Raw genomic sequence first — 25,736 nt, forward strand, 5'->3', positions numbered from 1 at the left:
AGCGGTGCGTGAGACATGTTCTGGCTGCTCAGAACGTGTCTCACGCACCGCTCGACCGCATTTCGTGCCAGAATCAGTCAAAATTACACCGATGTAACGGCGTGTCGAGTGGAAATTACAACGTTGTAGTTACTCAGAACCTCTTCCGTGACTGGTGTGACTGGTGTGAACTTCTGCCTTGTGTGACCTTCCCCCACACAGGAACAGAGATTTCTCATGCGACCTCTCCAGGCCCGTCTCGTCACCCTCTGCCAGCAGGTGCTGGCCCTGGGTGTCGTCCTCGTCGTCCTCACCCCGGCCTCCGGCGTGGTGTCCCTCGACATCGTCCGCGAGACGCCCGGTCAGGGCTCCGGGACCGGCGCTGCCCCCGCCGAGCTGATGTCGGCCACCGTGCCCACCGCCCCCGTGACGCCCACCGTGACCGAGGTGCCCCTGACCGGTGCCGCCGGCGGCTTCGCCGGGCTCCGGGGCCGTACGGTCGCCGACGGCGCCACCTCCGCGCGTGTGGTGAGCAAGCCGCAGGAGGTCACCGACTTCTCCGCCGTGGGTGTCACCTGGCAGGGCGGCGAGGAGCTAGAGGAGGACCAGATCTCGCTGCGCGTCCGCACCCGCACGGGCGAGGAGTGGAGCGCGTGGGAGGACCTCGAGTACCACGACGAGCACGCCCCGGACCCCGACAGCGTCGAGGGCGCGAACGCCCGACCCGGCACCGAGCCGACCTTCGTCGGTGAGGTCGACGAGGTCCAGGTCGAGGCCAGCACCGACGGCGTCGTGCTGCCCGACGACCTCTCCCTCGCCCTCGTCGACCCCGGCTCGGCGAAGCAGAGCGAGACCGAGGCCCCGGCCGACCAGTCCTCGGGCCAGTCCACCGGCCAGTCCACCGGCGACCCCAGCGCGTCGTACGACGACGACTTCGCCCAGCAGGACGGCACGGACGCCGCGGAGGAGGGCATCACGCTCCAGTCCGCCACGGTCGCCACGAGCCAGAAAACCGCCGCCCAGCCCACGATCTTCTCCCGGGCCCAGTGGGGCGCCGACGAGAGCATCCGCAACAAGGGCGCCCTGCGCTACGGCTCGATCAGCGGCGGCTTCGTCCACCACACGGTCAACGCCAACGACTACTCCGAGGCCCAGGTGCCGGCGATCCTGCGCAGCATCTACGCCTACCACGTGAAGTCCCGCGGCTGGAGCGACATCGGCTACAACTTCCTCGTCGACCGGTTCGGCCGGATCTGGGAGGGCCGCTACGGCGGCATCGACCGCCCCGTCGTCGGCGCGCACACGCTCAACTACAACGACTACTCGTTCGCGATGTCGGCCATCGGCAACTTCGACGTGGTGCAGCCGACGGACGTGATGCTGCGCGCCTACGGCTCGCTGTTCGCGTGGAAGCTCTCGCTGCATGGGGTCAACCCGGCCTCCACCTCGCAGAAGATCGGCAGCCGCACCTTCGCGGCCATCAACGGCCACCGTGACGCCGGTTCCACGGCCTGCCCGGGCAAGTACCTCTACGCCCAGCTGCCGACGATCCGGACGTACGCCTCGACGGCTGCCCCGACCGTCCCTACCGGGCCGACGCCGATCGCGGTGTCCGCGCCCAACCCGCAGAACAACCTCGACGCCTCGCCCTACCCGGACCTCGTCGTCCGGCGGGCCGCCGACGGGCGAGGCCTGGTCCTGCCGACCGGCGGCCTCACCTCGTTCCAGAAGCGCCTCGTCGTCGGCAAGAGCGGCTGGGACAAGCGTGCGGACGTGCTGGTCTCGCCCGACCTCACCGGCGACGGCCTGGCGGACCTGGTGACCGCCGACAAGTCCGGTGTGGTCAGGGTCCGGGCCGGCAAGGGCAACGGCAAGTTCGGGGCCACGGCCCGCAAGATGTCGCTGCGCGGCTACTCGCTCATCACCGCGGCCGGCGACGTCGACGGCGACGGGCGCAACGACCTCGTCGCCCGCTTCAAGGGCCGGCTCACCGTCCTGCTCGCGACCGGCAAGGGTGGGTTCTCCCGCAAGGTCACCCGCAAGGGCTACAGCGGCTACCGCCAGATCGTCGGGGCCGGGGACGTCAACGGCGACGGCCGGGCCGACCTGCTGCTGCGCACCAAGAACCGCGCGTTCCTCCAGACCGGCTACGGCACGGGCCGCTTCGCCCCGCCCCAGCGCCTGGCGGGCAGGTGGAGCACGTTCAACCGGATGGTCGCGGGCGACTTCAACGGCGACGCCCGCTCCGACATCGTGGTCCGCAACTCCGCCGGCAAGATGATGCTGCTGCCCGGTCGCGGCGACGGGACGTACGGCGCGGCGCTCGGGCCGGCCACGAACCTCAAGTCGATGCGGTGGATCACCGGCGCCAACCTGGTCGGTGGCGCGGGTGCGGACCTCATCGGCGTCGCGGGCAAGCAGCTCGTCGTCGTCGCGAACCGTGACACCTTCGAGCTCGGCTCGCCGATCGACACCGGCGTCTCCTTCGGCGGCATGGACCGCATCCTCAACGCCGGTGACGTCGACCGCGACGGCTTCGGGGACGTCCTGACCCGCGACACCGCTGGCAAGCTGTGGCTCTTCTCCGGCAACGGCACCGGCGCCCTCGCGCCCGGCCGGGTGATCGGCAGCGGCTGGAGCGCCGTCTCGGGCCTCACCGCGGTGGGGGACGTGACCGCTGACGGCCTGCCGGACCTGATCGGCACGACCGCGGGCCGGCTGACCGTCTGGACGGGCAACGGCACCGGCTTCGCCGACCCGGTCCCGGTCAAGGGCGGGGTGTCCTCGCCGGCCGGGCTCCCCTCGGACCTGTCGGGCTTCGACTGGGTCCTCGGGGTGCAGGACATGACGCTCAAGGGCAAGGGCGACTACATCGTGCGCGACCGCGCCAGCGGGGTGGCGTACGTCTACACCGGCCGCAAGAAGGGCGTGTCGAGCCCGCGGGTGCTCGGCGAGGGACTGGGGGCGTTCGACCTGGCCGGGTGACCGGCGAGGACAAGCTCGCGATCAGGCCCGGGCAGTCGCCCGCTCGGCGTCGTAGACGCCGTCGAGGCGAGCCGGGTCGGGATTGCGGACAAGGACCAGCGAGCCGCCTCGTCCGAGGGGTTCGGTGAAGGTGGCCATTCCTGGTGGGGAAGCCGGGTCGGCCACCGACAGAAGACGGCCGCCGTCGGTGAGAGAGCTCCCGACGGCGGCCGTCAGGTCGTTGCTCCACAACCGGGCCTGGGTCAGGTCATCGGTGGCGAGGTCGTCGTCGGTGGGCGGGTCCCAGGCCGTGAAGCCGTCGGGCTGGGACCAGATCTCGACGCCGACGTCGAGCACGCCGGCCGGCAGCGGCTCGGCGAACCGCACGCCCAGCGGGCGCAGGCTGCAGGCGAGCACGGGGACCGTCGCGGCGCGCGGCGCCCACCGGTCCAGGCCGTCGGGGCCGCACACCACGGCGTCCGGCTCGTCCGACGTGGTGACGCGCAGGCCGACGGTCCAGGCGGCGCCGAGGAACACGGGCGAGAGCCAGTGCGGGGGCAGGTCGACGCGCAGCGACATGCCGCGTTCGAGGTCGACGACGTCGGTGAGCAGCCCGGACGCCTTGGCCACCCAGTTGGCGTAGGTCGTCACCGACAGCTCGACCCGCTCGTCGGTGGCGTGGTCGTAGAACGTGAGCAGCGGCCGACCGGGGTCCCGCCGCAGCTGGGCGGCGAGCACCTGGGAGAAGGTGCTCATCGGCGGGCTCCCAAGGACTCGGGCTGCCGGATCAGACGGCGTTGGGCTCGGGGGAGTCCATGTAGGGGTAGTCCTCCATGAACTGCTCCAGGGCCGCGCCGCTGATGTCGGAGCAGTACTGCCAGACGCCGACCTGCTTGGACGGGTCGGTCTCGCCCACGCCGCCGAGCGACCAGTGGGTCAAGGCGACGTGCTGGCCGTCGGGGAAGGCCTTGCCGTCCTCGGAGGTCCACGGCACGGCCTTGAACTTGTCGCGCAGGTTGTCGGTGCCCTGGAGCTTGGAGGCGATGCCGCGCAGCACGTCCATCTTGTCGGCGTCGTCGGCGATGGTCTCGTCGTACCAGAGGATCGTGAAGCCGTGCTCGAGGTTGTGCACGAGCTCGCCGAGCTCGGGACGGTCGGACTCGCTGTAGAGCTTGCGGTCCATGCTGTCCCACATATTCCAGTGCTGGCCGAAGGCCGGCGGGGCTTCGGGATAGCTCAGCGGGGTGCCGACCTCGACGTGGTCCTGGCTGCCCTCGGCGGACTTGGTGGTGACGTCCTGGCAGGCCGATGCCTTCGCGCCGATGTCGCTGAGCGAGTCGGAGGCGTAGGCCCGCAGGTCCCACCAGTCCTTGATCGGCTGGAACGCAGCCGCTCCCACGATGAGCACGGCGACGAGGACGCTCGCGCCCACGATCGCCATGCCGCGCCGGTTCTCGCGCTTGGACTGCTGGGAGCGGATGGAGTCGATGACCGCCTGACGGTCGGTCTTTGCCTGCTTGGCCACGGTGCTCGGTGTCTCTCGGTCGAGTGCTGGGAGGTCTGCGCTGGCAGAGTCTACGTAGTCGCGGGTGACACGACCCACACGACGTCGTCCTTCACGCCTGCGGCCGGTCCCGCTCCCAGTCCTCGAGCCGCCAGCCGTGCGCGAAGCAGACGGCCGCCGCCGCGGTCCGGTCCGCGGCGTCGGGCAGTCGGCGCAGCGCCGCGGACAGCTCCTCGGCGTCCGCCTTCTCGCCGAACGGCGCCCGGTCCGCCTCGTCCCCGACCAGGGCGCGTACGACGGCCTCCCGGGCGCCCCAGCCGAACAGGTCGCCACCCTCGGCGCGTACGAGGGACGCTGCGCCGGGCCCGTCGTCGCCCGGCGGCAGCACCAGGTCGGCGCGCCCGCGCACGACCGCGACCGGGCGTCCGCCGAGCTTGCCCTGGACGAGCTCGGCGGCCCCGGCGATCTCGTCGGCGACCGCGGGGAGGGTCACGACGAGGGGGTTGCCGTGCGGGTCGGAGCGACCGGCGAAGTCCTCGGCCACCATCAGGCCGGCCGCGCCGATCGCGATGTCGGTCTGGCCCTCGCGCCAGGCACGTCCGGAGGTGTCGGTGACGACCACGGCCACGTTGGTGCCGGTGCGGTCGTGGACCGCGCGGCGCAGACCCCGGGCCGAGGCGTCCGGGTCGAGGGGGAGCAGCACGACCGACCCGGCCGCGACGTTGGAGGCATCGACCCCGGCGGCGGCCATGGTGAGGCCGAGGCGGTTGCGCACGATGCGGGTCGCGCCGCGGCGCGCGACGACGCGCTCGGTCTCCTCGTCGATCGCGGCCTCGCGGTCGCCGACCCGGGTGCGGCCCTCGGCCTTGCTGACCACCTTGCTGGTCACGCACACCACGTCGCCGTCGGCGAGGTCGGCCCCGCGGCCGAGCGCGGTGATCACCAGGGCGGCGAGGTCGTCGCCCGCCGCCACCTCGGGGATCCCGTCGGGCGCCCACGCCTCGAGCCGCGTCACGCGGAGGCGCCCGCTGCGAGGGAGACCGCCGCAGCGGCCATCGCCGCGGTGGCGTCGGGCCCGTCCATCATCAGCGGGACGGCAGCGGCGCGCAGGCCGGCCGCCTCCAGCGCCGGCACCTGGTCGGCGTCGCGCTCGTCGACGAGCCAGGCGTCGAGCACCCCGCCGGACGAACGCGCGCCGTAGTGGGTCCCGACCGCGCCGGCGCCGACCTCGACGCCGATGCTGGCCAGCACCTGGGCCGCCATGCCGTGGACGTGCGAGCCGCCGACGATGGGGGAGAGGCCGACGACGGGTGCCGGCGTGGACCGCACGGCGTCACGGACGCCGGGCACGCCGAGGATGGTGCCGACGGAGACGACAGGGTTCGACGGCGGCACGACCACGAGGTCCGCGTCGGTGATCGCCTCCAGCACCCCCGGCGCAGGCACGGCGGCGTCCTGCCCGACGACGACCACGGCCTCCGCGGGCACCGCGGCCCGCAGCCGCACCCAGTACTCCTGGAAGTGCACGACCCGGCGCCCGCTCGGGCTGTCGGGGTCCGCGATGGCGACGTGAGTCTCGACCCGGTCGTCGGTCATCGGGAGCAGCCGTACGCCGGGCTGCCACCGGCGGCACAGCGCCTCGGTGACCTGGGAGAGGGTGAAGCCGGCCTCGAGCATCTGGGTGCGCACGAGGTGGGTGGCGATGTCGCGGTCGCCGAGCCCGAACCACGTCGGCTCCACGCCGTACGCCTCGAGCTCGGTCTTGGCGCTCCACGTCTCGTCGCGGCGCCCCCACCCCCGCTCGACGTCGATGCCGTCGCCGAGGGTGTACATCACGGTGTCGAGGTCGGGGCAGACCTTCAACCCGTGGATCCACCAGTCGTCGGCGGTGTTGGCCACCACGGTGACCTCGGTGTCGGCGGAGGCGCCCGGCACCGCGCCTGTGCGCAGGCCGTGGAGAAGGCCCTGGATGAAGCGGGCCCCGCCCACCCCTCCGGAGAGGACGGTGATACGGCGGAGCGTGAGCGTCGATGATGGCATAGGAACAGCCTGCCGGAAGCGGAACGGCCATATCAGATCCGGGCTTGACTTCGTGGGTACGACAGGCATGTAATTCCCACAGTGTCGTTAGGTTGAACGCGTGTCGTTCAGTTCTGAAAAACCAGGGTCGAAAGGGCGTCAGCCATGAGAGCAGAACTGTTTCTCCTCGAGCCTGAGGGCGAGGAATTCGGTTGGCAGGACCGCGCCCTGTGCGCGCAGACGGACCCGGAGGCGTTCTTCCCCGAGAAGGGCGGCTCCACCAGGGAGGCCAAGAAGGTCTGCCTGACGTGCGAGGTCCGCGACGACTGCCTCGAGTACGCACTGATGAACGACGAGCGCTTCGGCATCTGGGGCGGTCTCTCCGAGCGGGAGCGCCGCAAGCTCAAGAAGCGCGCGGTCTGAGGTTTCCCGCAGTCCTCCAGCTCCGATTCGGCGGTTTCACGGAGCGCGGAGCCCCTCGCTAGGGTGCTCCGGTGACCGTCACAGCGCTTCTCGTCAGTCATGACGGGGCGCGATGGCTCCCAGCCGTCCTGACCGGTCTGATCGGGCAGACCCTCCCGGTGGACCGCGTCGTGGCCGTCGACACCACGAGCCGCGACGACAGTGTCGAGCTGATCCGCGACGCGCTCGCCGGCCCTCTGGGCGACCGGCTCGAGCTGGCCGTGGTGTCGGGCTCGACCAATTATCCGGCGGCCGTCCGCCACGGCCTCGGGCTCGCGCCCACCCCGGCGGGTGAGGCCGGCGACGACGAGTGGATCTGGCTGCTGCACGACGACAGCAACCCCGATCCCACGGCCCTCGCCGAGCTGCTCGCCGCGGCCGAGGACGACCCCGGCGTCGCCATCCTCGGACCCAAGCTGCGCGAGTGGCCCTCGCTGCGCCGGCTGCTGGAGGTCGGCCTGACGATCACCGGCACCGGGCACCGCGAGACCGGTCTGGAGCGCGGCGAGTACGACCAGGGCCAGCACGACGTCGTGCGCGAGGTCCTGGCCGTCAACACCGCCGGCATGCTCGTGCGCCGCCGGGTGCTGGAGTCGCTCGGCGGCCTCGACGAGGAGCTGCCGATCTTCGGCAACGACATCGACTTCGGCTGGCGCGCCGCGCTGGCCGGGCACCGCACGCTGGTGGTGCCACAGGCCGTCGTCTTCCACGCCGAGGCGGCCCACCGCGGCACCCGGCGTACGCCCCTGACCGGGCGGCACACGCACTACCAGGAGCGGCGCGCGGCCCTGTTCACGTCACTGGCCAACGTGTCCGCGCGCGGCTTCGTGTGGCAGTACGTCCGGCTCTTCCTCGGCTCGCTGCTGCGCGTCGTCGGCTTCCTGGCCGTGCGCTCGGTGGGCGAGGCGCTCGACGAGCTCGCCGCCGCGCTCTCGGTGCACGGCCGGCCGCGCCAGCTGCTCGCCGCCCGGCGCGAGCGAGCCCGGCGCCGCGGGGACGAGCCGCCACGGCACGACTCCGTACGCCGGCTGCTGGCGCCCGCGTGGCTGCCCTACCGCCACGGCCTCGACTTCGTCACCGACCTCGCCTCCGCGGCGACCAGCCAGGCCGCCGACGTCGCGGAGCGGCGCCGGCTCGCACAGGAGGCCGACGCGGGTCCGGCGGCGGTGCGTGAGCAGCGCCGCGGCCCGGGCGCCTCGTCGGAGGACGACGACGAGGAGGCCTACCTCACCGACACCGGCATCGTGGCCCGCTTCTTCACCAACCCCGTCGCCGTCGTGATCGCGCTCTTCGGCGTGCTGGCGCTGCTCGCCGGGCGCGAGGCGTTCGGGTCGATCACGGGCGGCGCGCTGTCGCCGGTGCCCGCCGCTGCGGGCGACTGGTGGCGGCTGCACCTCGCCACGTGGCACCCGCTGGGCAGCGGCACCGACGTGCCGGCGCCCGCCTACGTCCTGCCCTTCGCGCTCGCCGCGACGTTCCTGCTCGGCAACACCGGTGCCGTGGTGTCCGGGCTCATGCTGCTCGCGGTGCCCGTCGCCGCGTGGGGAGCCTGGCGGTTGCTCAAGGTCGTCGGCCGACTCGTGGACCCGCTCGGCCTGCCGCGCTGGCTCCTCGTGTGGGGTGCCCTCACCTACGCCCTCGTCCCGGTGACGTCCGGCGCGTGGGCGGAGGGACGCTTCGGCACGGTCGCGGTGGCCGCGCTCCTGCCGTGGGCCGCCCACGCCGCGCTGGGCTTCGTCGACCCCGACCGTGACCGGCGCTGGCGCGCGGCCTGGCGTACGGCCCTGCTGCTCGCCCTCGGCGCGGCCTTCGTGCCGGGCCTCTGGCTCTTCGCCCTGCTGGCCACCGCCGTCGTGCTCGGCGCGGCCGCCGTCATCGCGCCCCGGTTGCTGCGCGAGCGCGACAGCTGGGGACCGCCGGTGGTCGCGGTCGCCGCGACCCCGTTGCTCCTCGCCCCCTGGCTGCTGCCGCTGCTCACCACCGGCTCGGCGGCCGGGCTGCTGCTGGAGGCGGGTCGGCTCACCGTCGACGAGGTCACCTTCGAGGGCCTGGTGACCGGCCGGCTCAACGACCTCGGCGCGCCGTGGTGGCTCGGGCTGGTGCTCGGCCTGCTCGCCCTCGCCGCGCTGCTCCCGCGACGTACGCGCGTCCCCGTCGTGATCTGCTGGCTGGTCGCGCTGGCCGCCGCGGTCGTCTCGGGCGCGCTGTCGCACCTGACCATCGACCTGCCCGCGGTCACCACCCGTCCCAGCCTGGGGTTGTTCGTGGTGATCCTGCAGGGCACTGCGGTGGTGGCGGTCGTGCTGGGGGCCGACACCTACCTCCGCCGCCTGGCCGACCACCACCCGTGGTGGCAGCGTGGGGTGGCCACCACGCTCGCCGTGGTCGCCGCGGCGGTGCCGGTCGGCGGCCTCGGCTGGTGGCTCACCACCCCGGACAACGCGATGACGCGCGACGTCGACCAGACGGTCCCGGTCTACATGCAGCAGAGCTCGCTGCTCGGTCAGGAGCACGGCGTGCTGGTGCTCGGCGGGTCCGTCGACGACGGCATCACCTACCGGATCCGCCGCGACGACGGCACGACCGTGGGGGAGGACGAGATCCTGACCCTCGCCGACGAGGACGCCGAGCTCACCGACGAGGTGCGCGCCCTGGTGTCCTCGCCCACGCCCGCCGTCGTGGCGGCGCTGGGCGCGCGCGGCGTCGAGTACGTCGTGCTCGGCTCGCCTGCCGACGGCCGGATCTCGTCGCTCCTCGACGCGACCTCCGGCCTCGAGCAGGCCAGTGCCGAGGACCGCAGCACGCGCGCGTGGCGGGTCGACCGGCCGCTCGACCCGTCGGCCGTGGACGGCCCCGGCTCGTGGTGGCGCTCGGCGCTCCTGGTCGTGCAGGGCCTGGCCGTCGCGGTCGCCCTCGTGCTCGCCGCGCCGACGGTGCGACAGCGTCGGGAGGGAGGACGCGATGACTGAGCCTGATCCCACCACAGGGGGTGGCCGCCGGCGGGTCGCCGAGACGACCCGCGGCCGTCCCTCGCCCCTCACGATCCTCGCCGTCGTGATCCCGCTGCTCACGGTGGCCGCCCTCGCCGTGGTCCGTCCGGCCGACGAGTCGCCGACCACCCGCGCTGCGTCCGACGCGCCGCTGGACCGGGCGACCGCGGTCTGCCCGGCCCGCCTGCCGGGCGCGGACGAGGTCCGCTTCGGCAGCAGCTCCCTCTCCTCCGGCGAGCTTGCGCTGCGCGTGGGTCGCGAGGAGGAGACCGAGGCGCTGGTGGACGGCGTCGCCACGCGCACCGAGCGCCAGTACGTCGTGGTGGGCGCCAGCGGGGAGACCGCCCCCGGCCTGGTCGTGTCCCGCTCCGGTGCCGGGTCCGCGCTCGGGTGCGACAGCCCGGCGCCCGAGCGGTGGTTCACCGGGGTCGGTGCCTCGGCCGAGCACGCGTCGACCCTCACCCTCGTCAACCCCGACAAGGGTCCTGCCGTCGCCGACGTCACCGTGTGGGACGGCAGGGGGGTCGTCGACGTGCCGGCCCTGCGAGGGGTGCGGGTGCCCGGCGGTCGCTCCACGTCCTACGACCTGGCGACCGTCGTCCCCAACCGGGACGCCCTCGCCGTACGCGTCACCGTCACCCGTGGCCGGCTGGCCTCCACCGTTGTCGACGTGGTCGATCCCGTGGGCCGCGACTCCCCGGTGCGCGAGTGGTTGCCGGCCCAGGCGGCGCCCGCCACCACGTCCTACGTCGCCGGAGTCGGCACGTCTGCTGCCGACCGCGTGCTCACCGTCGCCAACCCCGGCGACAGCGAGGTCCGGGTGGCGCTCAAGCTGGCGAGCGAGGAGAGCGAGTTCGCCCCGGCCGGGGTCGAGGAGGTCACCGTCGCGCCCGGGTCGGTCCGCGAGGTCGACCTCAGCGGCGTGCTGCGCGGACCGGCGCTGCAGGGCGTGCAGGCGCTGCGGCTGGAGTCGACCGGTCCGGTGACCGCCTCGTTGCGCACGCGCACCGCCACCGACCTCGCGCTGTCGGCAGCCGGATCCTCCGTCACGGAGGAGGCGGCCGTCGCCCTCCCCGACGGCTCCAAGCGGCTCGTCCTCGTCGGTGCCGACGCTCCTGGTGTGGTGACGCTGCGGGCGTGGGACGCCGACGGAAGCCCGGTGGTGCGCGAGCGGCGCGTCGAGATCGACCCCGCGACCGCGTCCCGGCTGCGGTTGCCCGACGACGCGGTGCTCGCCGTGGTCGGCGTCGAGCGGACGGGGGTGGTCACCGCCCTCGAGGTCACCGACCGCGGACTGTCCGTCCTCCCGCTCGCGCAGCTGGAGACGACCAGCCAGGTGCCCGACGTACGTCCGGCGGAGCGTTAGCACCCCACGTCGGGCCGGTCACGGCTCGTCGCCGTACCTCTCGTCGACCTGCCCGGGCGTGAGGTTGAGCAGCTCGGCGAGCTGCTCCACGACCACGGTGTGCACCAGCGCCTCGAGCTCGTCGCGGGTGGTGGAGCGGTGCTCGATCGGGCGGCGGAAGATCACCAGCCGGGTCGGCTCCTGCCCCTTGCCGCGCACGAGCGACGACAGGGGCACGGTCTCGTCGCCCCAGTCGTCGGGCAGCATCGGCGTGTCCTCGACGGCGTACTCGACCAGGCCGAGGTGGCGCTGCCACTTCTCGTCGAGGGGCGTCACGACGTCGAGCACGAGCTGGTCGAACCGCTGCCGTGCGGTCCGCAGGGCGGGGGTGCCGGGATCCACCGGCAACACGCCCGGACCGCGCATTCCCCGGCCGCGCCGGTCACGCGTCCTCGGCCTCACGTCGTCCACGCCGCGAGCCTAAACGCCCCGCGTGCGTGCGCCCGGTAGCGTCGGCGTCGTGAGCCTTGCCCGTCGTTGTTCGCGGACGGCGTGTGGCCGTCCTGCGGTCAACACGCTGACCTACGTCTACGCCGACCAGACCGCCGTCCTCGGCCCGCTGGCGACGTACGCGGAGCCGCACGCCTACGACCTGTGCGAGACGCACAGCGAGCGGCTGTCCGCGCCGCGCGGCTGGGAGGTGCTCCGGCTGGCCCCGGACCCGAAGGCGCAGGGCCCGAGCAGCGACGACCTGCTCGCGCTCGCCGACGCGGTGCGCGAGGCGGGCCGCCCGGCGCCGACCCCGGTGCCCCTGCACTCCGCCGACGACTCCACCCGCGGCGCCAAGCGCGGCCACCTGCGGGTGCTCACGCCCACTGACTGAAGCCCGCGTCCACCCCCTAGGATCATCGGCGTGAACATCGACCAGCAGCTGCTGAGCATCATCGTCTGCCCGGCCTGCCACGGCGAGCTGTCGCCGGCCACGACCGGCGGCGCCGAGGAGCTCGTGTGCCAGGGGTGCGGCAACGCCTATCCCGTCCGCGACGACATCCCCGTGCTGCTCGTCGACGAGGCCCGCAAGCCCGACTGAGCACGGCCGGGACAGACCGAGGACAGAACTGAGGCACTGGCGTGGCGACGTGGTTCGACGAGGCCCGACTGGACGACCCCGGCGTGCTGGAGACGGTCGACCTCCGGCTGCGCACGCTGGCCGAGAGCGGCGCGCGGGTGCGGCGCGAGGCCCACGAGGCGGCCACCGCGACCGCCGAGCTGATCGCCGAGGCACGTGACGGTGAGCGCCCGCGTGCCGTGATCGCCGCCGGGCCGGACTCGCGGCTGCTGCGTGCGGTGCTCGAGCCGTGGTGCCCGGTGCCGTTCGTCGCCTGGCCCAACCCGGGGCTGCCGGGCTGGGCGGGCTCGCTGGACCTGGTCGTGATGCTCGCGCCCGAGGGCAACGACCACGGGTCCGCGTCCGCGGTCGCGGAGGCCGTACGCCGCGGCGCGCAGGTCGTCGTCGCGTGCCCCGAGCGGTCGCTGGTCGGCGAGCACGCCGCCGGGCGACACGTGACTGTCTTGCCGACCGTCACCGGCGACCAGCTCGCCACGGCCGTGGTGATGCTCGACTACCTCGCCCACGTGCACCTCGGCCCGCGCGCGGACGCCGAGTCTGTGGCCCTGTCGCTCGACGAGGTGGCCACCAGCTGCTCGCCGCACCGCGACCTCGCGGTCAACCCGGCCAAGATGCTCGCCATCGCGATGGCCGACACCAACCCGCTCGTGTGGGGCGGCTCGGTCCTGGCCGCCCGCGCCGCCCGCCGCCTGGCCGAGTCACTGCGTCGCACGAGCGGGCGCTCCGCCATCGCCGGCGACGCCGAGCACCTGCTGCCCGTGATCGAGGCGACCAAGCCGCACGACGTCTTCGCGGACCCGTTCGCCGACGAGGCCGGCGACCTCCGCCCCCTCCTGCTCGTCCTCGACGACCGCTCCGACGACCCCGTCGTGCGCGAGCAGGCCGGGGAGCTGAAGGCCGCGGCCGCGCGCCACGGCGTACGGGTGGAGACGCTCGAGACTGACGCCGACGACGAGGTCGCGCGCTACGCGTCCCTGCTGCTCACCGGCACGTACGCCGCGGAGTACCTCCGGATCGGGCTCGTCGAGGACTGAGCGGCGCCGGCACGGGCTGGTGCGATCAGGGGCGGGCCAGCCGCATCCCGAACACCAGGGCGTCCGTGCCGTGGACGTGTGCCGTCCGCTCGAGCTGCATCCCGAGGTTGCGGGCTACCCCCTGCGACGGCAGGTTGTCGGGCCGGATGATCGCCACCAGGTGCTCGATCCCGTGAGCGGCAGCGCAGTCGCGCACCGCCCGGGCCGCCTCGGTCGCGTGGCCGCGGCGGCGTGCATGCGGCAGCAGGTGGTAGCCGACCTCCACGTGCGGCGTGCCCTCGATGTCCTGCACCGTGAGGCCGCAGTCGCCGACGAGCTCGCCGTCGCGGGTCTCCACGACCCAGAGGCCGAAGTCGTGCTCGGCGTAGTTGCGCTCCTGCCACTCGATCCAGCGGATCGCGTCGTCGCGGGTGCTGGGTGGGCGGTCGCCCCGCATGGGGTCGAACGCGATGAGGAGGTCCGTGATCGCGTCGAGGTCGTCGGCGACCATCGGCCGGAACCGCAGTCGCTCGGTGGGCTCGGGCAGCACCGGGTCAGGCTACGGGGCGCGTGCCCGCGGGTGGCTCCTGGTCGACGTCGGCCCACACCTCGACGAGCTCGGCGAGCAGGTCGTCCCTGACGGTGGCGAAGCTCGCGACGACGAACTCGAGAGCCTCGCCATCGCCGCCGGTGCCGATCACCCTGGCCCGGAGGACCCCGCGGTCGCCGTCGGCGACGAGGTCCTCGACGTGCATGCGCTGGAAGCCCGGGTAGTCGGCGTTGAGCCGGACCCAGGCGTCACGGTCGAACACCTCGCCGGTGTGCACGAGCCTGCACGTGAAGTCGTCGTGGAGGAGGTCCGACAGTCGATCCCAGTCGTGGGCGTCGATGACCGTGGCGAGGCGGGCGAGCAGGGTGGCGGCGTCCATGGGGTCAGTGTGCTGCGGGGGACCGACAGTCAGGTCTCGAGGCAGAACTCGTTGCCCTCGGGGTCGGCCATCACCACGAGCTCGTCGCCGCGCGCGACGACGGTTGCGCCCAGGCGCAGCAGCCGGTCGCACTCGGCATCGAGGTCTCCCGGGGCCCGGAGGTCGAAGTGCTGCCGGTTCTTGGCGACCTTCGGCTCGGGCACCCGCTGGAACCAGAGGCTCGGTCCACCCCACCCCGCAGGCTCGACCCAGGCGCGGTCCGGAGTGCTGTCCTCGTCGACGTTCGAGCCGAGGGCACCCGCCCAGAACGCGGCGACCGTCAGCGGGTCCCGGCAGTCGAACGTCACCGACTTCACGAAGGAGGGCACGGGACGACCGTACGGCAGGACGAAGTGTCCGGCCGTGAGCCGCGTGACGAGGGCCGCTCACCGTCCTCCGGTAGCGGAGATTGCACTGCGGGCCGGCGCGGACGCGCCTTCGGCCCCGCTGTCAGGGTGACGGCGGGGTGTGGGGCGGGGTCATCGTCGGCGGGGTTGCGGGATGCCGGGCGAATCGGGTGGTTCGAGGTCGGTGGTGCCGGTGTGGTCGCGTCGGTAGCGGTGGCCGTGGGGTGAGGTCCACTCGAACACCCCGTTCTCGACCATCGCGTAGCGCCAGGCGGAGTGGGTCTTGAGACGGTGGTGGAACCGGCACAGGCAGGCGAGGTTGTCGGTCCGTGTCGGGCCGGGTTGGGTTCTGCCCTCGGCCTCGGCGTCGGGGTCGTATGGGATGACATGGTCGACGTCGCAGCGTCGGGCCGGTCTGGTGCACAAGGGGAAGACACATGTGCGATCGCGGAGCTGGACTTGCTCACGGATGTCGGCGGGGACCTTGTAGCCCTGCGCTGTCAGCTGGGCGTTGAGGTCGATGACGGGCTTGATCGTCACCTTCGTCCGGGAGTCAGAGCACCACGACTTGATCTGGTCGAGCAGCACGAGGCGCTGACCGTTCTCCATCCGTCCGGTGGGCCCGAACACCGTCTGCTCGCCGACCACCGATGCGTCGAAGTGGGCGTGGATGATGACCTCACGGGCGGCGGGGAGGTCCGGCTGCTCGGCGTCGGCGGGGGCGTCGGCTTCGGCGTTGGTGTCGGGGGTTGAGGGGCGAGCCTCGACACCACCGTCCGGGGCTGCACCGTCCTGGGCTGCTTCGTCCTGGAAGGCGAGGTCGAGCGCAGTCTGCGTACGCGCGAGCTCACCGAGGGCCTTGGCCCGACGTGCGTTGAGCGGCAGCTCGGACCCGAGGGCCTTCTGGACCGCTGCGTGGTGGGCGACGGCGCGGTCGAGGTCGAGGGCGTCGGCGATGTCGAGGTCGGCTTCCAGGTGCAGGGTGCCGGCGTAGTGGACGTCGTCCTTGTTGACGGTGACGTGACGGGGGTCGACGTGCTGCCACCCGTCCTCGGGGTCCGCGGTGGGGTCGGCGGTGGCGAGGTCGTACCGCTTGATGGTCTCGGCGACGAGCCGGTCGAGCTGCGCGGACCCGATGCGTCCGGCGACGGCGGCGACCTGGGAGTCGACGAACCCCACCGCCTCACGAGTCAGGGCGGGTGAGGAGTGGATGGTGGTGTCCGCGACGACACGGGCACGCCACGCCGGAACCAGGCCGGTGTGGACCTGGTCCCACAGTCGGGGGAGGCGGTGACGCAGCTCGAGGGCGTGGCCGATGAGCTTCTTCGCCGCCGTGGTCGAGATCCCGAGGGTGGTGCCGAGCTCGGCGACGCAGAACTCCGCCACCAAGGGTGCGCCTTCGCCGGCGATGGGCTCCTCGTGCTCACACCCCGGCACGGTGAACGAGGCGGCGTCGTGGATCGACTCCGGCGGGTGCAGGTCAGCCCATCGAGTGGCCAGCCTCAGCTGGCGGGCGGCCTCGGCGTTCTCGAGCTCGCGGGAAGCCTTGATCGAGGCGAGCAGCTCGGAGGCCGAGAGGTCGTCTGCGACCTCTCGTGCCTCGGCTGTCCGTCCGTCGATCATGTGCTCGAGTTTAGTCGTCGGGTCCGACAGTGGCCGTGGCTGAGATGCTGCTGGCCAGCGACATCGGGAGCGGGTGCGAGGCTTGCTGCGTTCGCCCCTGACCGCCGAGCAGTCGGACCCGGCCTAACCTCCCGTCATGCCCGGTCGCCGCAGCGTCCTCCGCCCCATGCGCGAGCAGGACGTGCCCGCCGTGGTCGCCATCCAGGAGCCCGCGGCGGTCGCGGGCCTGCCGGAGGTCTTCCCCCAGGACCGTTACCCGTTCCCTCGCGAGGCGATCGCGACCCGCTGGCGGGACGAGGTGGCCGACCCCGAGGTCGAGTGCTTCGTCATCGACGAGGCGGGGAGGGTCGCGGGGTTCGCGGCACTTCAGGGCGGGGAGGTGCTGCACTTCGGCACCGCGCTGGACACGTGGGGGAGCGGGCTGGCCACGGCAGCCCACGACGAGCTCGTCGAGCGCCTGCGTGCACGCGGCGTCGTACGGCCCGAGCTCTCCGTCTACACCGGGAACGCGCGAGGGCGACGCTTCTGGGAGAAGCGCGGGTGGCGTCCGACCGGAGAGGTGCTCCGCGGCTCGTACCCGCCGTACGCCGAGATGCTGGTCTACGAGCTGCCGACCTGACGCCCTCCGGTCGCCACCAGGTCCAGCACCTCGCTCGTGGGGCGTACGTCGCCGTAGGAGCGGTACACGACGTGAAGCGTGGCGTTGTGGTCGCGATCCCGCATCGCCGCGCACGCATCCGCCACCAGGATCACTCGCATGCCGCAGGTGCTCGCGTCCCGGACGGTGTGCTCCACGCAGACGTTGGTGACGGTGCCGGTCACGAGCAGGGTGTCGATCTCGCGAGCGGCGAGCAGCGCAGGCAGCTCCGAGGAACCCGGGAACCAGGCGCTACGAGCGGTCTTCTCGGCGACCAGGTCATGGGGGTGCACCGCGAGCCCGCCGTCCAGTCGAGACCTCGGAGGACCCTCGCCTCCCGATCGCGCGTACCGCTCAGCCACCTCGTCGCCGAAGAACTCCCGGTCCTTCGGGGTCGGCGGCGAGTACGTCGGAACCACCCACGCGACTGTGCCCCCGGCGCTGCGGAGCGCCGCCGCGAGCTCATTGACCCGCGGGACGATCCCGCGGACGTAGGCCGACTCACGCACGAAGAAGGGCACCACGTCGACGACGACGAGGGCCGTGCGTCCCGGGTCGAGTCGTTCGAAGGCGTGCCGCCGCCCACGCCGTGCCTCGTGCCGCTCGTACTCCCGGTCCTCGATGAACCAGTCGTGGTCGGCGGTGGGCTCCGCGAGGTCGTCCGACACGGTGGGCAGTCTGCCAGCGCAGTGTCGTGCTCGGGATCGAAGCGCGTACGGCGCGCCGATAGGCTTCAGCCCGACCCGACCCCACGACCCGAAGGACCGATCATGGCCGGCGGACTGTTCGCCCTCCTCGACGACGTCGCCGCACTCGCGCGCATCGCCGCAGCCAGTGTGGACGACGTCGGCGCCGCCGCCGGGCGCGCCAGCATGAAGGCGGCGGGCGTGGTGGTCGACGACACGGCCGTCACCCCGCAGTACCTCCACGGGTCCCCCGCCGCGCGCGAGCTGCCGATCATCAAGAAGATCGCCATCGGCTCCCTGCGCAACAAGCTGCTCTTCATCCTGCCCGCCGCGGTGCTCCTGGGACAGTTCCTCCCGGAGCTGCTGCCGGTGATCCTGATCTTCGGTGGCGGCTTCCTCGCCTACGAGGGCGCGCACAAGGTGTGGGAGAAGGTCCGGGGTCACGAGCCGGTGGCCGAGGAGGCCGAGGAAGAGCTCACCAGCACGGGGGAGCTGAGCCCCGAGCACGAGGCGAAGACGGTCGCGGGCGCCATCCGCACCGACTTCATCCTGAGCGCCGAGATCATGGTCATCGCGCTCAAGGAGGTCGTCAGCTCCGACCCCGACGCCAGCATCTGGATGCGCGCGATCGTCCTGGCCGCGGTCGCCGTGCTGATCACGGTCCTCGTCTACGGCGTCGTCGCCCTCATCGTGAAGATGGACGACGTCGGCCTCCACCTCGCGGAGAAGCCCTCCAAGGGCTCGCAACGCATCGGACTCGCCCTCGTCTCCGCGATGCCGCGCCTGCTCACCGCGATCTCCCTCATCGGCACGCTGGCCATGCTCTGGGTCGGCGGCCACATCTTCCTGGTCAGCCTCTACGAGATCGGCGGGCACGACGGCCTGCTCGAGGGCACCGCCTTCGGCGACGTCCTGTACGCGCCGTACGACCTGGTCCACCACTGGGAGGTGGCCGTCCACGACGCCGTCGGCGGGACGCTCGGCGCCCTGCTCGGCTGGGTGCTGAACACCATGCTCTCCGGCCTCGTCGGCCTCGTGGTCGGCGGGCTCGTGCTGGCCGTGCTGCACGCCTTCGGGATCGGCGGCGGCCACGGCGGGGGGCACGGCTCCGGCCACGACGAGGCCCACGACCCGGGCCACGACGAGGGGCCCCACGAGGGCCACGACGAGACGGCCTCCGGCGACGCTGCCGAGGATTCTCCGAATCGCTGAGGGCGGTCCTACCCTTTTCTGGTCCGCGCGGGAGATCCCGACGATGCACAGATGTGCGGCGCAGACGCCCTCCTCGATGCCAGGAGACAACTGATGGACCACAAGGTCGCTGACCTCACCCTTGCCGCGTACGGCCGCAAGGAGATCGAGCTCGCCGAGCACGAGATGCCCGGCCTGATGGCCATGCGCGAGCGCTACGGCAAGGACCAGCCCCTCAAGGGGGCGCGGATCGCCGGCTCGCTGCACATGACGATCCAGACCGCCGTGCTGATCGAGACCCTCGCGGCCCTCGGTGCGGACATCCGCTGGGCCACCTGCAACATCTTCTCCACCCAGGACCACGCCGCGGCCGCGGTCGTCGTCGGCCCCCCGTCGAAGGGCGGCACGCCCGAGGACCCGCGCGGCATCCCCGTCTTCGCCTGGAAGGGCGAGACCCTCGCCGAGTACTGGGACGAGGCCGAGAAGGTCTTCGACTTCCCCGCCGAGGACGGCGAGGTGGGCGGCCCCAACATGCTGCTCGACGACGGCGGCGACATCACGATGCTGCTGCACCTCGGTGTCGAGTACGAGAAGGCGGGCGCCGTCCCGTCGCAGGACTCCACCGACAACGAGGAGTTCAAGGAGGTGCTGCGCGTCCTGGCCCGCTCGCTCGAGGCCGACCCGCAGCGCTGGACGAAGCGCGCCCCCCTCGTCAAGGGCGTCTCCGAGGAGACCACGACCGGCGTGCTGCGCCTCTATGAGCGCTTCAAGGAGGGCACCCTCCTCTTCCCGGCGATCAACGTCAACGACTCGGTCACCAAGTCCAAGTTCGACAACAAGTACGGCTGCCGCCACTCGCTGATCGACGGCATCAACCGCGCCACCGACGTCATGATCGGCGGCAAGGTCGCGGTCGTGTGCGGCTACGGCGACGTCGGCAAGGGCTCCGCTGAGTCGCTGCGCGGCCAGGGCGCGCGCGTCATCGTCACCGAGATCGACCCCATCTGCGCGCTGCAGGCAGCGATGGACGGCTTCGAGGTCAAGCGCCTCGAGTCGGTCGTCGAGACCGCCGACATCTTCATCACCACGACCGGCAACTTCGACATCATCACGGTCGAGCACTTCCACAAGATGAAGCACCAGGCGATCGTCGGGAACATCGGCCACTTCGACAACGAGATCAACATGGCCGGTCTCGCGAGGATCCCCGGCATCGTCAAGGACGAGATCAAGCCGCAGGTCCACCAGTGGATCTTCCCCGGCGAGGACGGCAAGCCCGGCAAGAAGATCATCGTGCTGTCCGAGGGCCGCCTGCTCAACCTGGGCAACGCCACCGGCCACCCGTCGTTCGTGATGTCCAACTCCTTCACCAACCAGGTGCTGGCGCAGATCGAGCTCTTCTCCAAGGCCGACGACTACGAGCTCGGCGTGCACGTGCTGCCCAAGCACCTCGACGAGGAGGTCGCGCGGCTGCACCTCGACGCCCTCGGTGTCGAGCTGACCGAGCTGACCAAGCAGCAGGCCGCCTACCTCGGCGTGCCGGTCGAGGGCCCGTACAAGTCCGACCACTACCGCTACTGAGCGCGCGACGCGGTTCCCACGTAGCGCCACCCGGTCATGGCGCCAGCCCTAGACTGGCGCCATGACCGACCTTGCCGAGCCCGCTCGCGGCAGCGTGCTCGTCGTCGACGACGACGCCTCCCTCGCGGAGATGCTCTCCATCGTCCTGCGCCAGGAGGGGTTCGACAGCCGCATCGTCGGTCGCGGTGACGTGGCGCTCGACGCGTTCCGCGACTACCGGCCCGACCTCGTCCTCCTCGACCTGATGCTTCCGGGCAAGGACGGCATCGACGTCTGCAAGGAGATCCGCGCGGAGTCCGGCGTCCCGATCGTGATGCTGACCGCCAAGGGCGACACCGTCGACGTCGTCGTCGGCCTCGAGTCCGGGGCCGACGACTACATCGTCAAGCCCTTCAAGCCCAAGGAGCTCATCGCCCGGGTCCGCGCCCGCGTACGTCGCAACGACGTCACGCAGGACGAGGGCCTCACCATCGGCGACGTCTCCATCGACGTCGCCGGCCACTCGGTGACCCGCGACGGCGAGCCGATCAACCTGACCCCGCTCGAGTTCGACCTGCTCGTCTGCCTGGCCCGCAAGCCGTGGCAGGTCTTCACCCGCGAGGTGCTGCTCGAGCAGGTCTGGGGCTACCGCCACAGCGCCGACACCCGCCTGGTCAACGTGCACGTCCAGCGCCTGCGCTCCAAGGTCGAGCACGACCCGGAGAACCCCGAGGTCGTGGTGACCGTGCGCGGCGTGGGCTACAGGGCCGGCAAGTCCTAGGAGTCCCCGGGTGAGCATCCGCGACCGGCTCCCACCGGCGCTGCGGCGCGGGCCCGCCTTCTGGCGGCGCTCTGTGCAGGCGCGCGTCGTCGTCAGCACCGTGCTGCTCTCCGCCGCGGTCGTGGGCATCGTCGGCTGGTTCCTCATCCAGCAGACCCGCGACGGCCTCCTCGACAACCGGGTCGCCGCCGTCGTGCAGGAGGCCGAGGGGGAGACCGAGGCCGCGCGCACGGACCTCGCGGCGGCCTCGGGCCTCGACGTCGACGAGTCCGCGCAGCAGCAGGCCCTCGTGGAGCCCATCCAGGCCCGCGGCGCCACCCGCGGCTTCGCCGTCGTGCTGTCCCCGCCGGTCGGCGAGGGACTCCGCCTCGCCGACGGCGGCGCCAAGTTCACCGAGGGTCTCGACCTCTCCAGCGTGCCGGAGACGCTCGAGGACCGCTTCGACTCGCTGTCCGCGACGGCGTGGACCTACACCGACATCCGTACGACGCGCGACATCGAGGGCCTGCCCGAGGGGCCCGGCATCGTGGTGGGCAGCCAGGTCCGGCTCCCCGCCGACGACAAGACCTACACGCTCTACTACCTCTACCCGCTGGCGGAGCAGCAGGAGACCCTCGCGCTCGTCTCGCGCGCGATGCTCATCGCCGGGGTGCCGCTGCTGCTGCTCATCGCGGGCCTCACCTGGCTGGTCACCCGCCAGGTCGTGACGCCGATCCGGATGGCCCGCCGCGTCGCCGAGCGCCTCGCCGCCGGGCAGCTGCAAGAACGCCTGCGCGTCACCGGCGAGGACGACCTGGCCCGGCTCGCCACGTCGTTCAACCAGATGGCCTCCAACCTGCAGAAGCAGATCCGGCAGCTCGAGGAGCTCAGCCGGCTGCAGCGCCGCTTCGTCTCCGACGTGTCCCACGAGCTGCGCACGCCCATCACGACCGTCCGGATGGCCAGCGACGTCATCCACGACGCCAAGCCGTTCCTCGACCCGGTGACCGGCCGGGCGGCCGAGCTGCTCCAGAAGGAGCTCGACCGCTTCGAGACGCTGCTGGCCGACCTCCTGGAGATCAGCCGCTTCGACGCGGGTGCCGCGGTGCTCGAGACCGAGGACGTCGACCTCGTCGACGTCGCCCGCCGGGTGGTCGACATGACGTCGGTGCTCGCGGCCCAGCGCGACACTCGCGTCGTCCTGCACGATCCCGGGTACGCGTGCGTGGCGGAGGCCGACGTACGCCGCGTCGAGCGCATCGTGCGCAACCTGGTCACCAACGCCATCGACCACGCCGAGAGCCACGACGTCGAGGTCTTCGTCGGCGCCGACCGGCAGTCGGCCGCCATCGCGGTGCGCGACCACGGCGTGGGGCTCGGGCCGGGGGAGTCGGCCATGGTGTTCAACCGGTTCTGGCGGGCCGACCCGGCCCGCGCGCGCACCAGCGGCGGCACCGGCCTCGGCCTCTCCATCTCTCTGGAGGACACCCACCTGCACGGCGGCTGGCTCCAGGCGTGGGGCCGTCCCGGGGAGGGCGCGCAGTTCCGCCTGACGCTGCCGCGCCACCTCGGCACCCAGCTGCGGCACTCGCCGCTGCCGCTGGTGCCCACCGACGCCCGGGAGACGGCATGAGGCGGGGGGCTGCGCGCACCGCCGGCGTGCTGGTCGCCGCGGCGCTGCTCGCCGGCTGCGTCCGCATGCCGACGTCCGGCCCGGTCGTCGAGTCCGAGGTCACGACCGGTGCCGAGGACGTCCCCGGCATCTCCTTCGACCCGCGTCCCCCGCAGGAGGGCGAGCCGGCCGCCGACATCGTGGCCGGCTTCTTCGAGGCGATGAAGGCCACGCCCGTCCGCACGACCGTCGCCCGCCAGTTCCTGTCCCGCGAGGCGGCCGAGTCGTGGACGCCCGAGCAGCAGATCCTCACCTACGCCGAGCTGGGCGACGCCTCGACCGGCATCTTCGTGCGGGTGCCGCTGACCGACGTCAACACCTACGACGCCCGGGGCGCGTGGCAGCGCACGGACGCCGGCGCCCAGCTGTCGCTCCGGCTGGTGCAGGAGGACGGCGAGTGGCGCATCGACGAGCTCCCCGACGCCCTGATCGTCCCCGACTCGTGGTTCGACGACTGGTACGAGCGGGCCGCGCTCTACTACTTCGACCCGACCTCGCAGGTGCTCGTCCCCGAGCCGGTCTTCGTCCCGCGCGGTGAGCAGTACGCCTCGTCGCTGGTGCGCGGCCTGCTGGCGCCCCCGGGCGAGGACTCGCTCGACGTCGTCCGCAGCTACTTCCCGCCCGGGACCACCCCCGGCCTCTCGGTGCCCATCGAGTCGGGCATCGCCCGGGTGGCCCTGTCCGGCGACCCGGACGCGGTCGACGACGAGACGGCCGAGCGGATGCTCACGCAGCTGGTGTGGACCCTCGGCCAGGAGCCGCGGATCAGCGCCGTCGAGCTCAGCGTCGGCGACCGTACGTTCACCGGCCCCGGCGGACTGGCACCGGTCAACCTCAGCTTCGGGGCGGCCTACGACCCCAACGGCGACCGCGCGAGCACCGACCTCTTCGCCCTCGAGGAGGACCGCCTCGTCACCGGACGCGTCGGGGACCTCGGTCCCACCAGCGGGCCGTTCGGCGAGCCCGGCTACGGCCTGCGCTCGATCGGCGTGAACCTCCCGGGAACGAGGGTCGCGGCAGTCTCCGCCACTGGCACGGACCTCCTCCTGGCTGCCACCGAGGCCCCGACGGGCGAGGTGACCACGCCCGTGGTCGGGGCCGTCGACCTCGCCGCCCCGCACTGGGACCACCGCGACCGGATCTGGGTGCTCGACCGGGGCGCCGGACGGGCGCGGGTGGTCCAGGTCGCCGACGGCGTGGCCGCCGAGGTCGTGGTCCCGGGCCTCACCGGTCGCCGCGTGACCGAGCTGATCGTCTCGCGCGACGGCAGCCGGCTGGTGGCCGTGGTCCGGGGGGCGAAGGCCGACCGGGTGGTGTCGGTCCGGGTGCGCCACGACGCGGCCGGGACCGTCCTGGGATTCACCCCGCCCCGCACGCTCCCGCTCCCCACCGAGGACACCGTCCGCATCCGCGACGTCGCCTGGCGGTCGCCGACGACCGTGTCGGTGCTCAGCGACATCAACGAGGACTTCTCCCAGGTGCGCACGATCTCGGTCGACGGGGCGCCCGGAGGGATCTCCACCAGTGGCACGACGAGCCTGCGCGGCCGCGTCCGTACGCTCGTCTCGACGCCCGCCGACGGTGAGGTCTACGCACTCGCCGGCCGCACGGCCGTCAGCCTGACCCGGCCCGAGCGCCTGGTGCCCGACCTGCCGGCGGGCCTCACGTCCCTCACCTACGTGGGCTGATCCACAGGCCGGGTTCCGGCCGTTGCGCCCGTACGTCACCGCCTGCTGGCATGGGTGCGTGCTCGACGAGGCCCTGGACCTGTTCCTCGGCAGCCGGTGCGTGGGCTGCGACCTGCCCGGCCGGATGCTGTGCCCGGCGTGCCGGGGCGGGCTCTCGCGCACCCCGCGGGTCGCGTGGCCCTCGCCCGTGCCCGCGGGGCTGGTGACGCCGTGGGTGGCGGAGTCGTACGACGGCGCGGTGCGGGCGCTCGTGGTCGGCCACAAGGACCGCGGGCAGTGGGGGCACCGCCGGGTGCTGGGCGCCCTCCTGGCCGACGCCGTGCGCGGCGCGGTGGCGGACCTCGCGCCGGACGTGCCGCTGCTGCTGGTGCCCGTGCCGTCGCGACCGGGTGCCGGGCGCCGCCGCGGCTACGAGGCCACCGCCGCGCTCGTGCGCACGGCCGCTCGCGCCCTGCGCCGGGAGCGCCCCGTCGTGCTCGCGCCGATCCTGGCCTCGCGTGGCGCGGCCGACCAGGCGGGGCTCGACGCGGGGGATCGGGCGGCCAACATGGCCGGCTCGATGCACTGTCCCTCCGCCGCCCTGGCGCGTGCGGGCCGACGTCGACGCGCGGCGTACGTCGTGGTGTGCGACGACGTGGTCACCACCGGTTCCACGGCCCGCGAGGCCCAGCGCGCGCTCGAGGCAGTGGGCCTGCCACCCGTCGCGATCGCGGCCGTCGCGGCCACCCGCAGGCGTGCCGCACAGGGACGGGGACCGAGGGGTGACCCCACAGTTGGCCCGGGGGCCGGGAGGGGCTAGCGTCTTGTCATGGAGTCCGCCCGGGTCCGTGGTTGCGTCTCGGAGAGGACTGCGCGCAGCACCGTCAGGTGCCTCGTCAAGTCCGACCCGCGGCAAGCCGATGCCAGTCGCAGGCGAAACGGTCCACGTAATCACACGGGAGCCCCCAGCCCGCGGAGCCCCTTCGGGGGGTCCACGGGGGGCGGAGCCCCCCGTGTGAGATCACGGTGCGGCTTAGAAGTAAGTCCTGCCCCGTCGCCGACACCAGATGTGTCGGATGCCGGGAGAAGGCCAGTAGTGACGGAGAAGTTGCGAACGCTTCAGCAGGCGGTTGTGGGGTCGAAGACCAGGTCGGCCGGGCGGGCTCCATCCCACCCTGCCCCGGCGGGTGTGCCGCCGCGGCGAAATGGAGGGGTGCGGA

At 72.7% G+C, this 25,736-nt stretch carries 24 protein-coding genes; 14 read left to right on the plus strand and 10 right to left on the minus strand.

Going from position 1 to position 25,736, the window contains the following annotated elements:
- The first annotated feature begins 216 nt into the window (after nt 1–216).
- Nucleotides 217–2,964 (plus strand): FG-GAP-like repeat-containing protein, encoded by a 2,748-nt coding sequence (locus AC57BS_RS16405; protein ID WP_496412506.1) that lies wholly within the window; start codon nt 217–219, stop codon nt 2,962–2,964.
- Nucleotides 2,965–2,985: 21 nt separating this feature from the next.
- Here the strand turns inward: AC57BS_RS16405 and AC57BS_RS16410 are convergent, their stop codons facing one another.
- The 4 genes from AC57BS_RS16410 to cofD all read right to left on the minus strand — a co-directional run bounded on the left by AC57BS_RS16410 (nt 2,986) and on the right by cofD (nt 6,487).
- Nucleotides 2,986–3,699 (minus strand): TIGR03089 family protein, encoded by a 714-nt coding sequence (locus AC57BS_RS16410; RefSeq protein ID WP_496412507.1) that lies wholly within the window; start codon nt 3,697–3,699, stop codon nt 2,986–2,988.
- 31 nt (nt 3,700–3,730) lie between these two features.
- The gene (locus tag AC57BS_RS16415; RefSeq protein WP_496412508.1) at nt 3,731–4,468 is read right to left on the minus strand and encodes a DUF3105 domain-containing protein; all 738 of its coding nucleotides are present in this window, start codon (nt 4,466–4,468) and stop codon (nt 3,731–3,733) included.
- Nucleotides 4,469–4,559: 91 nt separating this feature from the next.
- Nucleotides 4,560–5,462: a coenzyme F420-0:L-glutamate ligase gene (gene cofE / locus AC57BS_RS16420; protein WP_496412509.1), complete on the minus strand. Its 903-nt coding sequence runs from the start codon at nt 5,460–5,462 to the stop codon at nt 4,560–4,562.
- A complete protein-coding gene (gene cofD / locus AC57BS_RS16425; protein WP_496412510.1) occupies nt 5,459–6,487 on the minus strand; it encodes a 2-phospho-L-lactate transferase in 1,029 nt (342 codons plus the stop codon). Before cofD ends, cofE begins: the two co-directional genes overlap by 4 nt.
- 144 nt (nt 6,488–6,631) lie before the next feature.
- Here cofD and AC57BS_RS16430 point away from each other — a divergent pair, with 144 nt between their 5' ends.
- From AC57BS_RS16430 to AC57BS_RS16440, 3 genes are all read left to right on the plus strand, one after another.
- Nucleotides 6,632–6,889 (plus strand): WhiB family transcriptional regulator, encoded by a 258-nt coding sequence (locus AC57BS_RS16430; RefSeq protein ID WP_056605988.1) that lies wholly within the window; start codon nt 6,632–6,634, stop codon nt 6,887–6,889.
- Nucleotides 6,890–6,960: 71 nt separating this feature from the next.
- A complete protein-coding gene (locus AC57BS_RS16435) occupies nt 6,961–9,897 on the plus strand; it encodes a glycosyltransferase (protein WP_496412511.1) in 2,937 nt (978 codons plus the stop codon).
- Nucleotides 9,890–11,284: a DUF5719 family protein gene (locus AC57BS_RS16440; RefSeq protein WP_496412512.1), complete on the plus strand. Its 1,395-nt coding sequence runs from the start codon at nt 9,890–9,892 to the stop codon at nt 11,282–11,284. The genes AC57BS_RS16435 and AC57BS_RS16440 overlap by 8 nt, the downstream gene beginning before the upstream one ends.
- Before the next feature lie 18 nt (nt 11,285–11,302).
- On the opposite strand, the gene AC57BS_RS16445 is transcribed toward AC57BS_RS16440, so the two are convergent.
- Nucleotides 11,303–11,734 (minus strand): metallopeptidase family protein, encoded by a 432-nt coding sequence (locus AC57BS_RS16445; RefSeq protein WP_496412513.1) that lies wholly within the window; start codon nt 11,732–11,734, stop codon nt 11,303–11,305.
- 49 nt (nt 11,735–11,783) lie between these two features.
- Between AC57BS_RS16445 and AC57BS_RS16450 the strand changes: the two genes are divergently transcribed.
- Genes AC57BS_RS16450 through AC57BS_RS16460 form a run of 3 tightly spaced genes read left to right on the plus strand, consistent with a single transcriptional unit; the run spans nt 11,784 to nt 13,426 of the window.
- Nucleotides 11,784–12,146 (plus strand): DUF3499 domain-containing protein, encoded by a 363-nt coding sequence (locus tag AC57BS_RS16450; protein ID WP_496412514.1) that lies wholly within the window; start codon nt 11,784–11,786, stop codon nt 12,144–12,146.
- 30 nt (nt 12,147–12,176) lie between these two features.
- Nucleotides 12,177–12,353, plus strand: coding sequence for a Trm112 family protein (locus tag AC57BS_RS16455; RefSeq protein WP_496412515.1), 177 nt, complete (start codon nt 12,177–12,179; stop codon nt 12,351–12,353).
- Nucleotides 12,354–12,394: 41 nt separating this feature from the next.
- Entirely contained in the window at nt 12,395–13,426 is a 1,032-nt protein-coding gene (locus tag AC57BS_RS16460; protein ID WP_496412516.1) for an SIS domain-containing protein, read from the plus strand.
- 25 nt (nt 13,427–13,451) lie between these two features.
- Here AC57BS_RS16460 and AC57BS_RS16465 read toward each other — a convergent pair whose 3' ends face one another.
- The 4 genes from AC57BS_RS16465 to AC57BS_RS16480 all read right to left on the minus strand — a co-directional run bounded on the left by AC57BS_RS16465 (nt 13,452) and on the right by AC57BS_RS16480 (nt 16,343).
- On the minus strand, nt 13,452–13,955 hold the full coding sequence (locus tag AC57BS_RS16465) for a GNAT family N-acetyltransferase (RefSeq protein ID WP_496412517.1): 504 nt from the start codon (nt 13,953–13,955) through the stop codon (nt 13,452–13,454).
- Between the two features lie 4 nt (nt 13,956–13,959).
- Complete coding sequence (locus tag AC57BS_RS16470) at nt 13,960–14,334, minus strand: nuclear transport factor 2 family protein (protein ID WP_496412518.1); 375 nt, start codon at nt 14,332–14,334, stop codon at nt 13,960–13,962.
- A gap of 29 nt (nt 14,335–14,363) precedes the next feature.
- Nucleotides 14,364–14,702, minus strand: coding sequence for a VOC family protein (locus AC57BS_RS16475; protein ID WP_496412519.1), 339 nt, complete (start codon nt 14,700–14,702; stop codon nt 14,364–14,366).
- 150 nt (nt 14,703–14,852) lie between these two features.
- The gene (locus tag AC57BS_RS16480) at nt 14,853–16,343 is read right to left on the minus strand and encodes an HNH endonuclease signature motif containing protein (protein ID WP_496412520.1); all 1,491 of its coding nucleotides are present in this window, start codon (nt 16,341–16,343) and stop codon (nt 14,853–14,855) included.
- A gap of 136 nt (nt 16,344–16,479) precedes the next feature.
- On the opposite strand from AC57BS_RS16480, the gene AC57BS_RS16485 reads away from it, so the two are divergent.
- Complete coding sequence (locus AC57BS_RS16485; protein ID WP_496412521.1) at nt 16,480–16,962, plus strand: GNAT family N-acetyltransferase; 483 nt, start codon at nt 16,480–16,482, stop codon at nt 16,960–16,962.
- Here the strand turns inward: AC57BS_RS16485 and AC57BS_RS16490 are convergent.
- Nucleotides 16,944–17,648 (minus strand): cysteine hydrolase family protein, encoded by a 705-nt coding sequence (locus AC57BS_RS16490; RefSeq protein WP_496412522.1) that lies wholly within the window; start codon nt 17,646–17,648, stop codon nt 16,944–16,946. The two genes, AC57BS_RS16485 and AC57BS_RS16490, sit on opposite strands and share 19 nt — an antisense overlap.
- 102 nt (nt 17,649–17,750) lie before the next feature.
- On the opposite strand from AC57BS_RS16490, the gene AC57BS_RS16495 reads away from it, so the two are divergent.
- From AC57BS_RS16495 to AC57BS_RS16520, 6 genes are all read left to right on the plus strand, one after another.
- Entirely contained in the window at nt 17,751–18,878 is a 1,128-nt protein-coding gene (locus tag AC57BS_RS16495; RefSeq protein WP_496412523.1) for a DUF808 domain-containing protein, read from the plus strand.
- Between the two features lie 93 nt (nt 18,879–18,971).
- Nucleotides 18,972–20,438 (plus strand): adenosylhomocysteinase, encoded by a 1,467-nt coding sequence (gene ahcY, locus AC57BS_RS16500; protein ID WP_496412524.1) that lies wholly within the window; start codon nt 18,972–18,974, stop codon nt 20,436–20,438.
- 61 nt (nt 20,439–20,499) lie between these two features.
- The gene (mtrA, locus tag AC57BS_RS16505; protein WP_496412525.1) at nt 20,500–21,198 is read left to right on the plus strand and encodes an MtrAB system response regulator MtrA; all 699 of its coding nucleotides are present in this window, start codon (nt 20,500–20,502) and stop codon (nt 21,196–21,198) included.
- A gap of 10 nt (nt 21,199–21,208) precedes the next feature.
- A complete protein-coding gene (mtrB, locus tag AC57BS_RS16510; RefSeq protein WP_496412526.1) occupies nt 21,209–22,810 on the plus strand; it encodes an MtrAB system histidine kinase MtrB in 1,602 nt (533 codons plus the stop codon).
- The gene (locus AC57BS_RS16515; RefSeq protein WP_496412527.1) at nt 22,807–24,537 is read left to right on the plus strand and encodes an LpqB family beta-propeller domain-containing protein; all 1,731 of its coding nucleotides are present in this window, start codon (nt 22,807–22,809) and stop codon (nt 24,535–24,537) included. Before mtrB ends, AC57BS_RS16515 begins: the two co-directional genes overlap by 4 nt.
- Nucleotides 24,538–24,595: 58 nt before the next feature.
- A complete protein-coding gene (locus AC57BS_RS16520) occupies nt 24,596–25,336 on the plus strand; it encodes a ComF family protein (RefSeq protein WP_496412528.1) in 741 nt (246 codons plus the stop codon).
- Nucleotides 25,337–25,736: the final 400 nt, after the last annotated feature.

Source organism: Nocardioides sp. BGA-UO-ETr-FS32 (assembly GCF_059567905.1).

What these genes read in the sequence shown, in the direction of transcription:
- AC57BS_RS16405 (WP_496412506.1), top strand. Translation starts at nt 217, where the DNA reads ATGCGACCTCTCCAGGCCCGTCTCGTCACCCTCTGCCAGCAGGTGCTG.
- AC57BS_RS16410 (WP_496412507.1), bottom strand. Translation starts at nt 3,699, where the DNA reads ATGAGCACCTTCTCCCAGGTGCTCGCCGCCCAGCTGCGGCGGGACCCC.
- cofD (WP_496412510.1), bottom strand. Translation starts at nt 6,487, where the DNA reads ATGCCATCATCGACGCTCACGCTCCGCCGTATCACCGTCCTCTCCGGA.
- AC57BS_RS16430 (WP_056605988.1), top strand. Translation starts at nt 6,632, where the DNA reads ATGAGAGCAGAACTGTTTCTCCTCGAGCCTGAGGGCGAGGAATTCGGT.
- AC57BS_RS16440 (WP_496412512.1), top strand. Translation starts at nt 9,890, where the DNA reads ATGACTGAGCCTGATCCCACCACAGGGGGTGGCCGCCGGCGGGTCGCC.
- AC57BS_RS16470 (WP_496412518.1), bottom strand. Translation starts at nt 14,334, where the DNA reads ATGGACGCCGCCACCCTGCTCGCCCGCCTCGCCACGGTCATCGACGCC.
- AC57BS_RS16480 (WP_496412520.1), bottom strand. Translation starts at nt 16,343, where the DNA reads ATGATCGACGGACGGACAGCCGAGGCACGAGAGGTCGCAGACGACCTC.
- AC57BS_RS16485 (WP_496412521.1), top strand. Translation starts at nt 16,480, where the DNA reads ATGCCCGGTCGCCGCAGCGTCCTCCGCCCCATGCGCGAGCAGGACGTG.
- AC57BS_RS16495 (WP_496412523.1), top strand. Translation starts at nt 17,751, where the DNA reads ATGGCCGGCGGACTGTTCGCCCTCCTCGACGACGTCGCCGCACTCGCG.
- ahcY (WP_496412524.1), top strand. Translation starts at nt 18,972, where the DNA reads ATGGACCACAAGGTCGCTGACCTCACCCTTGCCGCGTACGGCCGCAAG.
- mtrA (WP_496412525.1), top strand. Translation starts at nt 20,500, where the DNA reads ATGACCGACCTTGCCGAGCCCGCTCGCGGCAGCGTGCTCGTCGTCGAC.
- AC57BS_RS16515 (WP_496412527.1), top strand. Translation starts at nt 22,807, where the DNA reads ATGAGGCGGGGGGCTGCGCGCACCGCCGGCGTGCTGGTCGCCGCGGCG.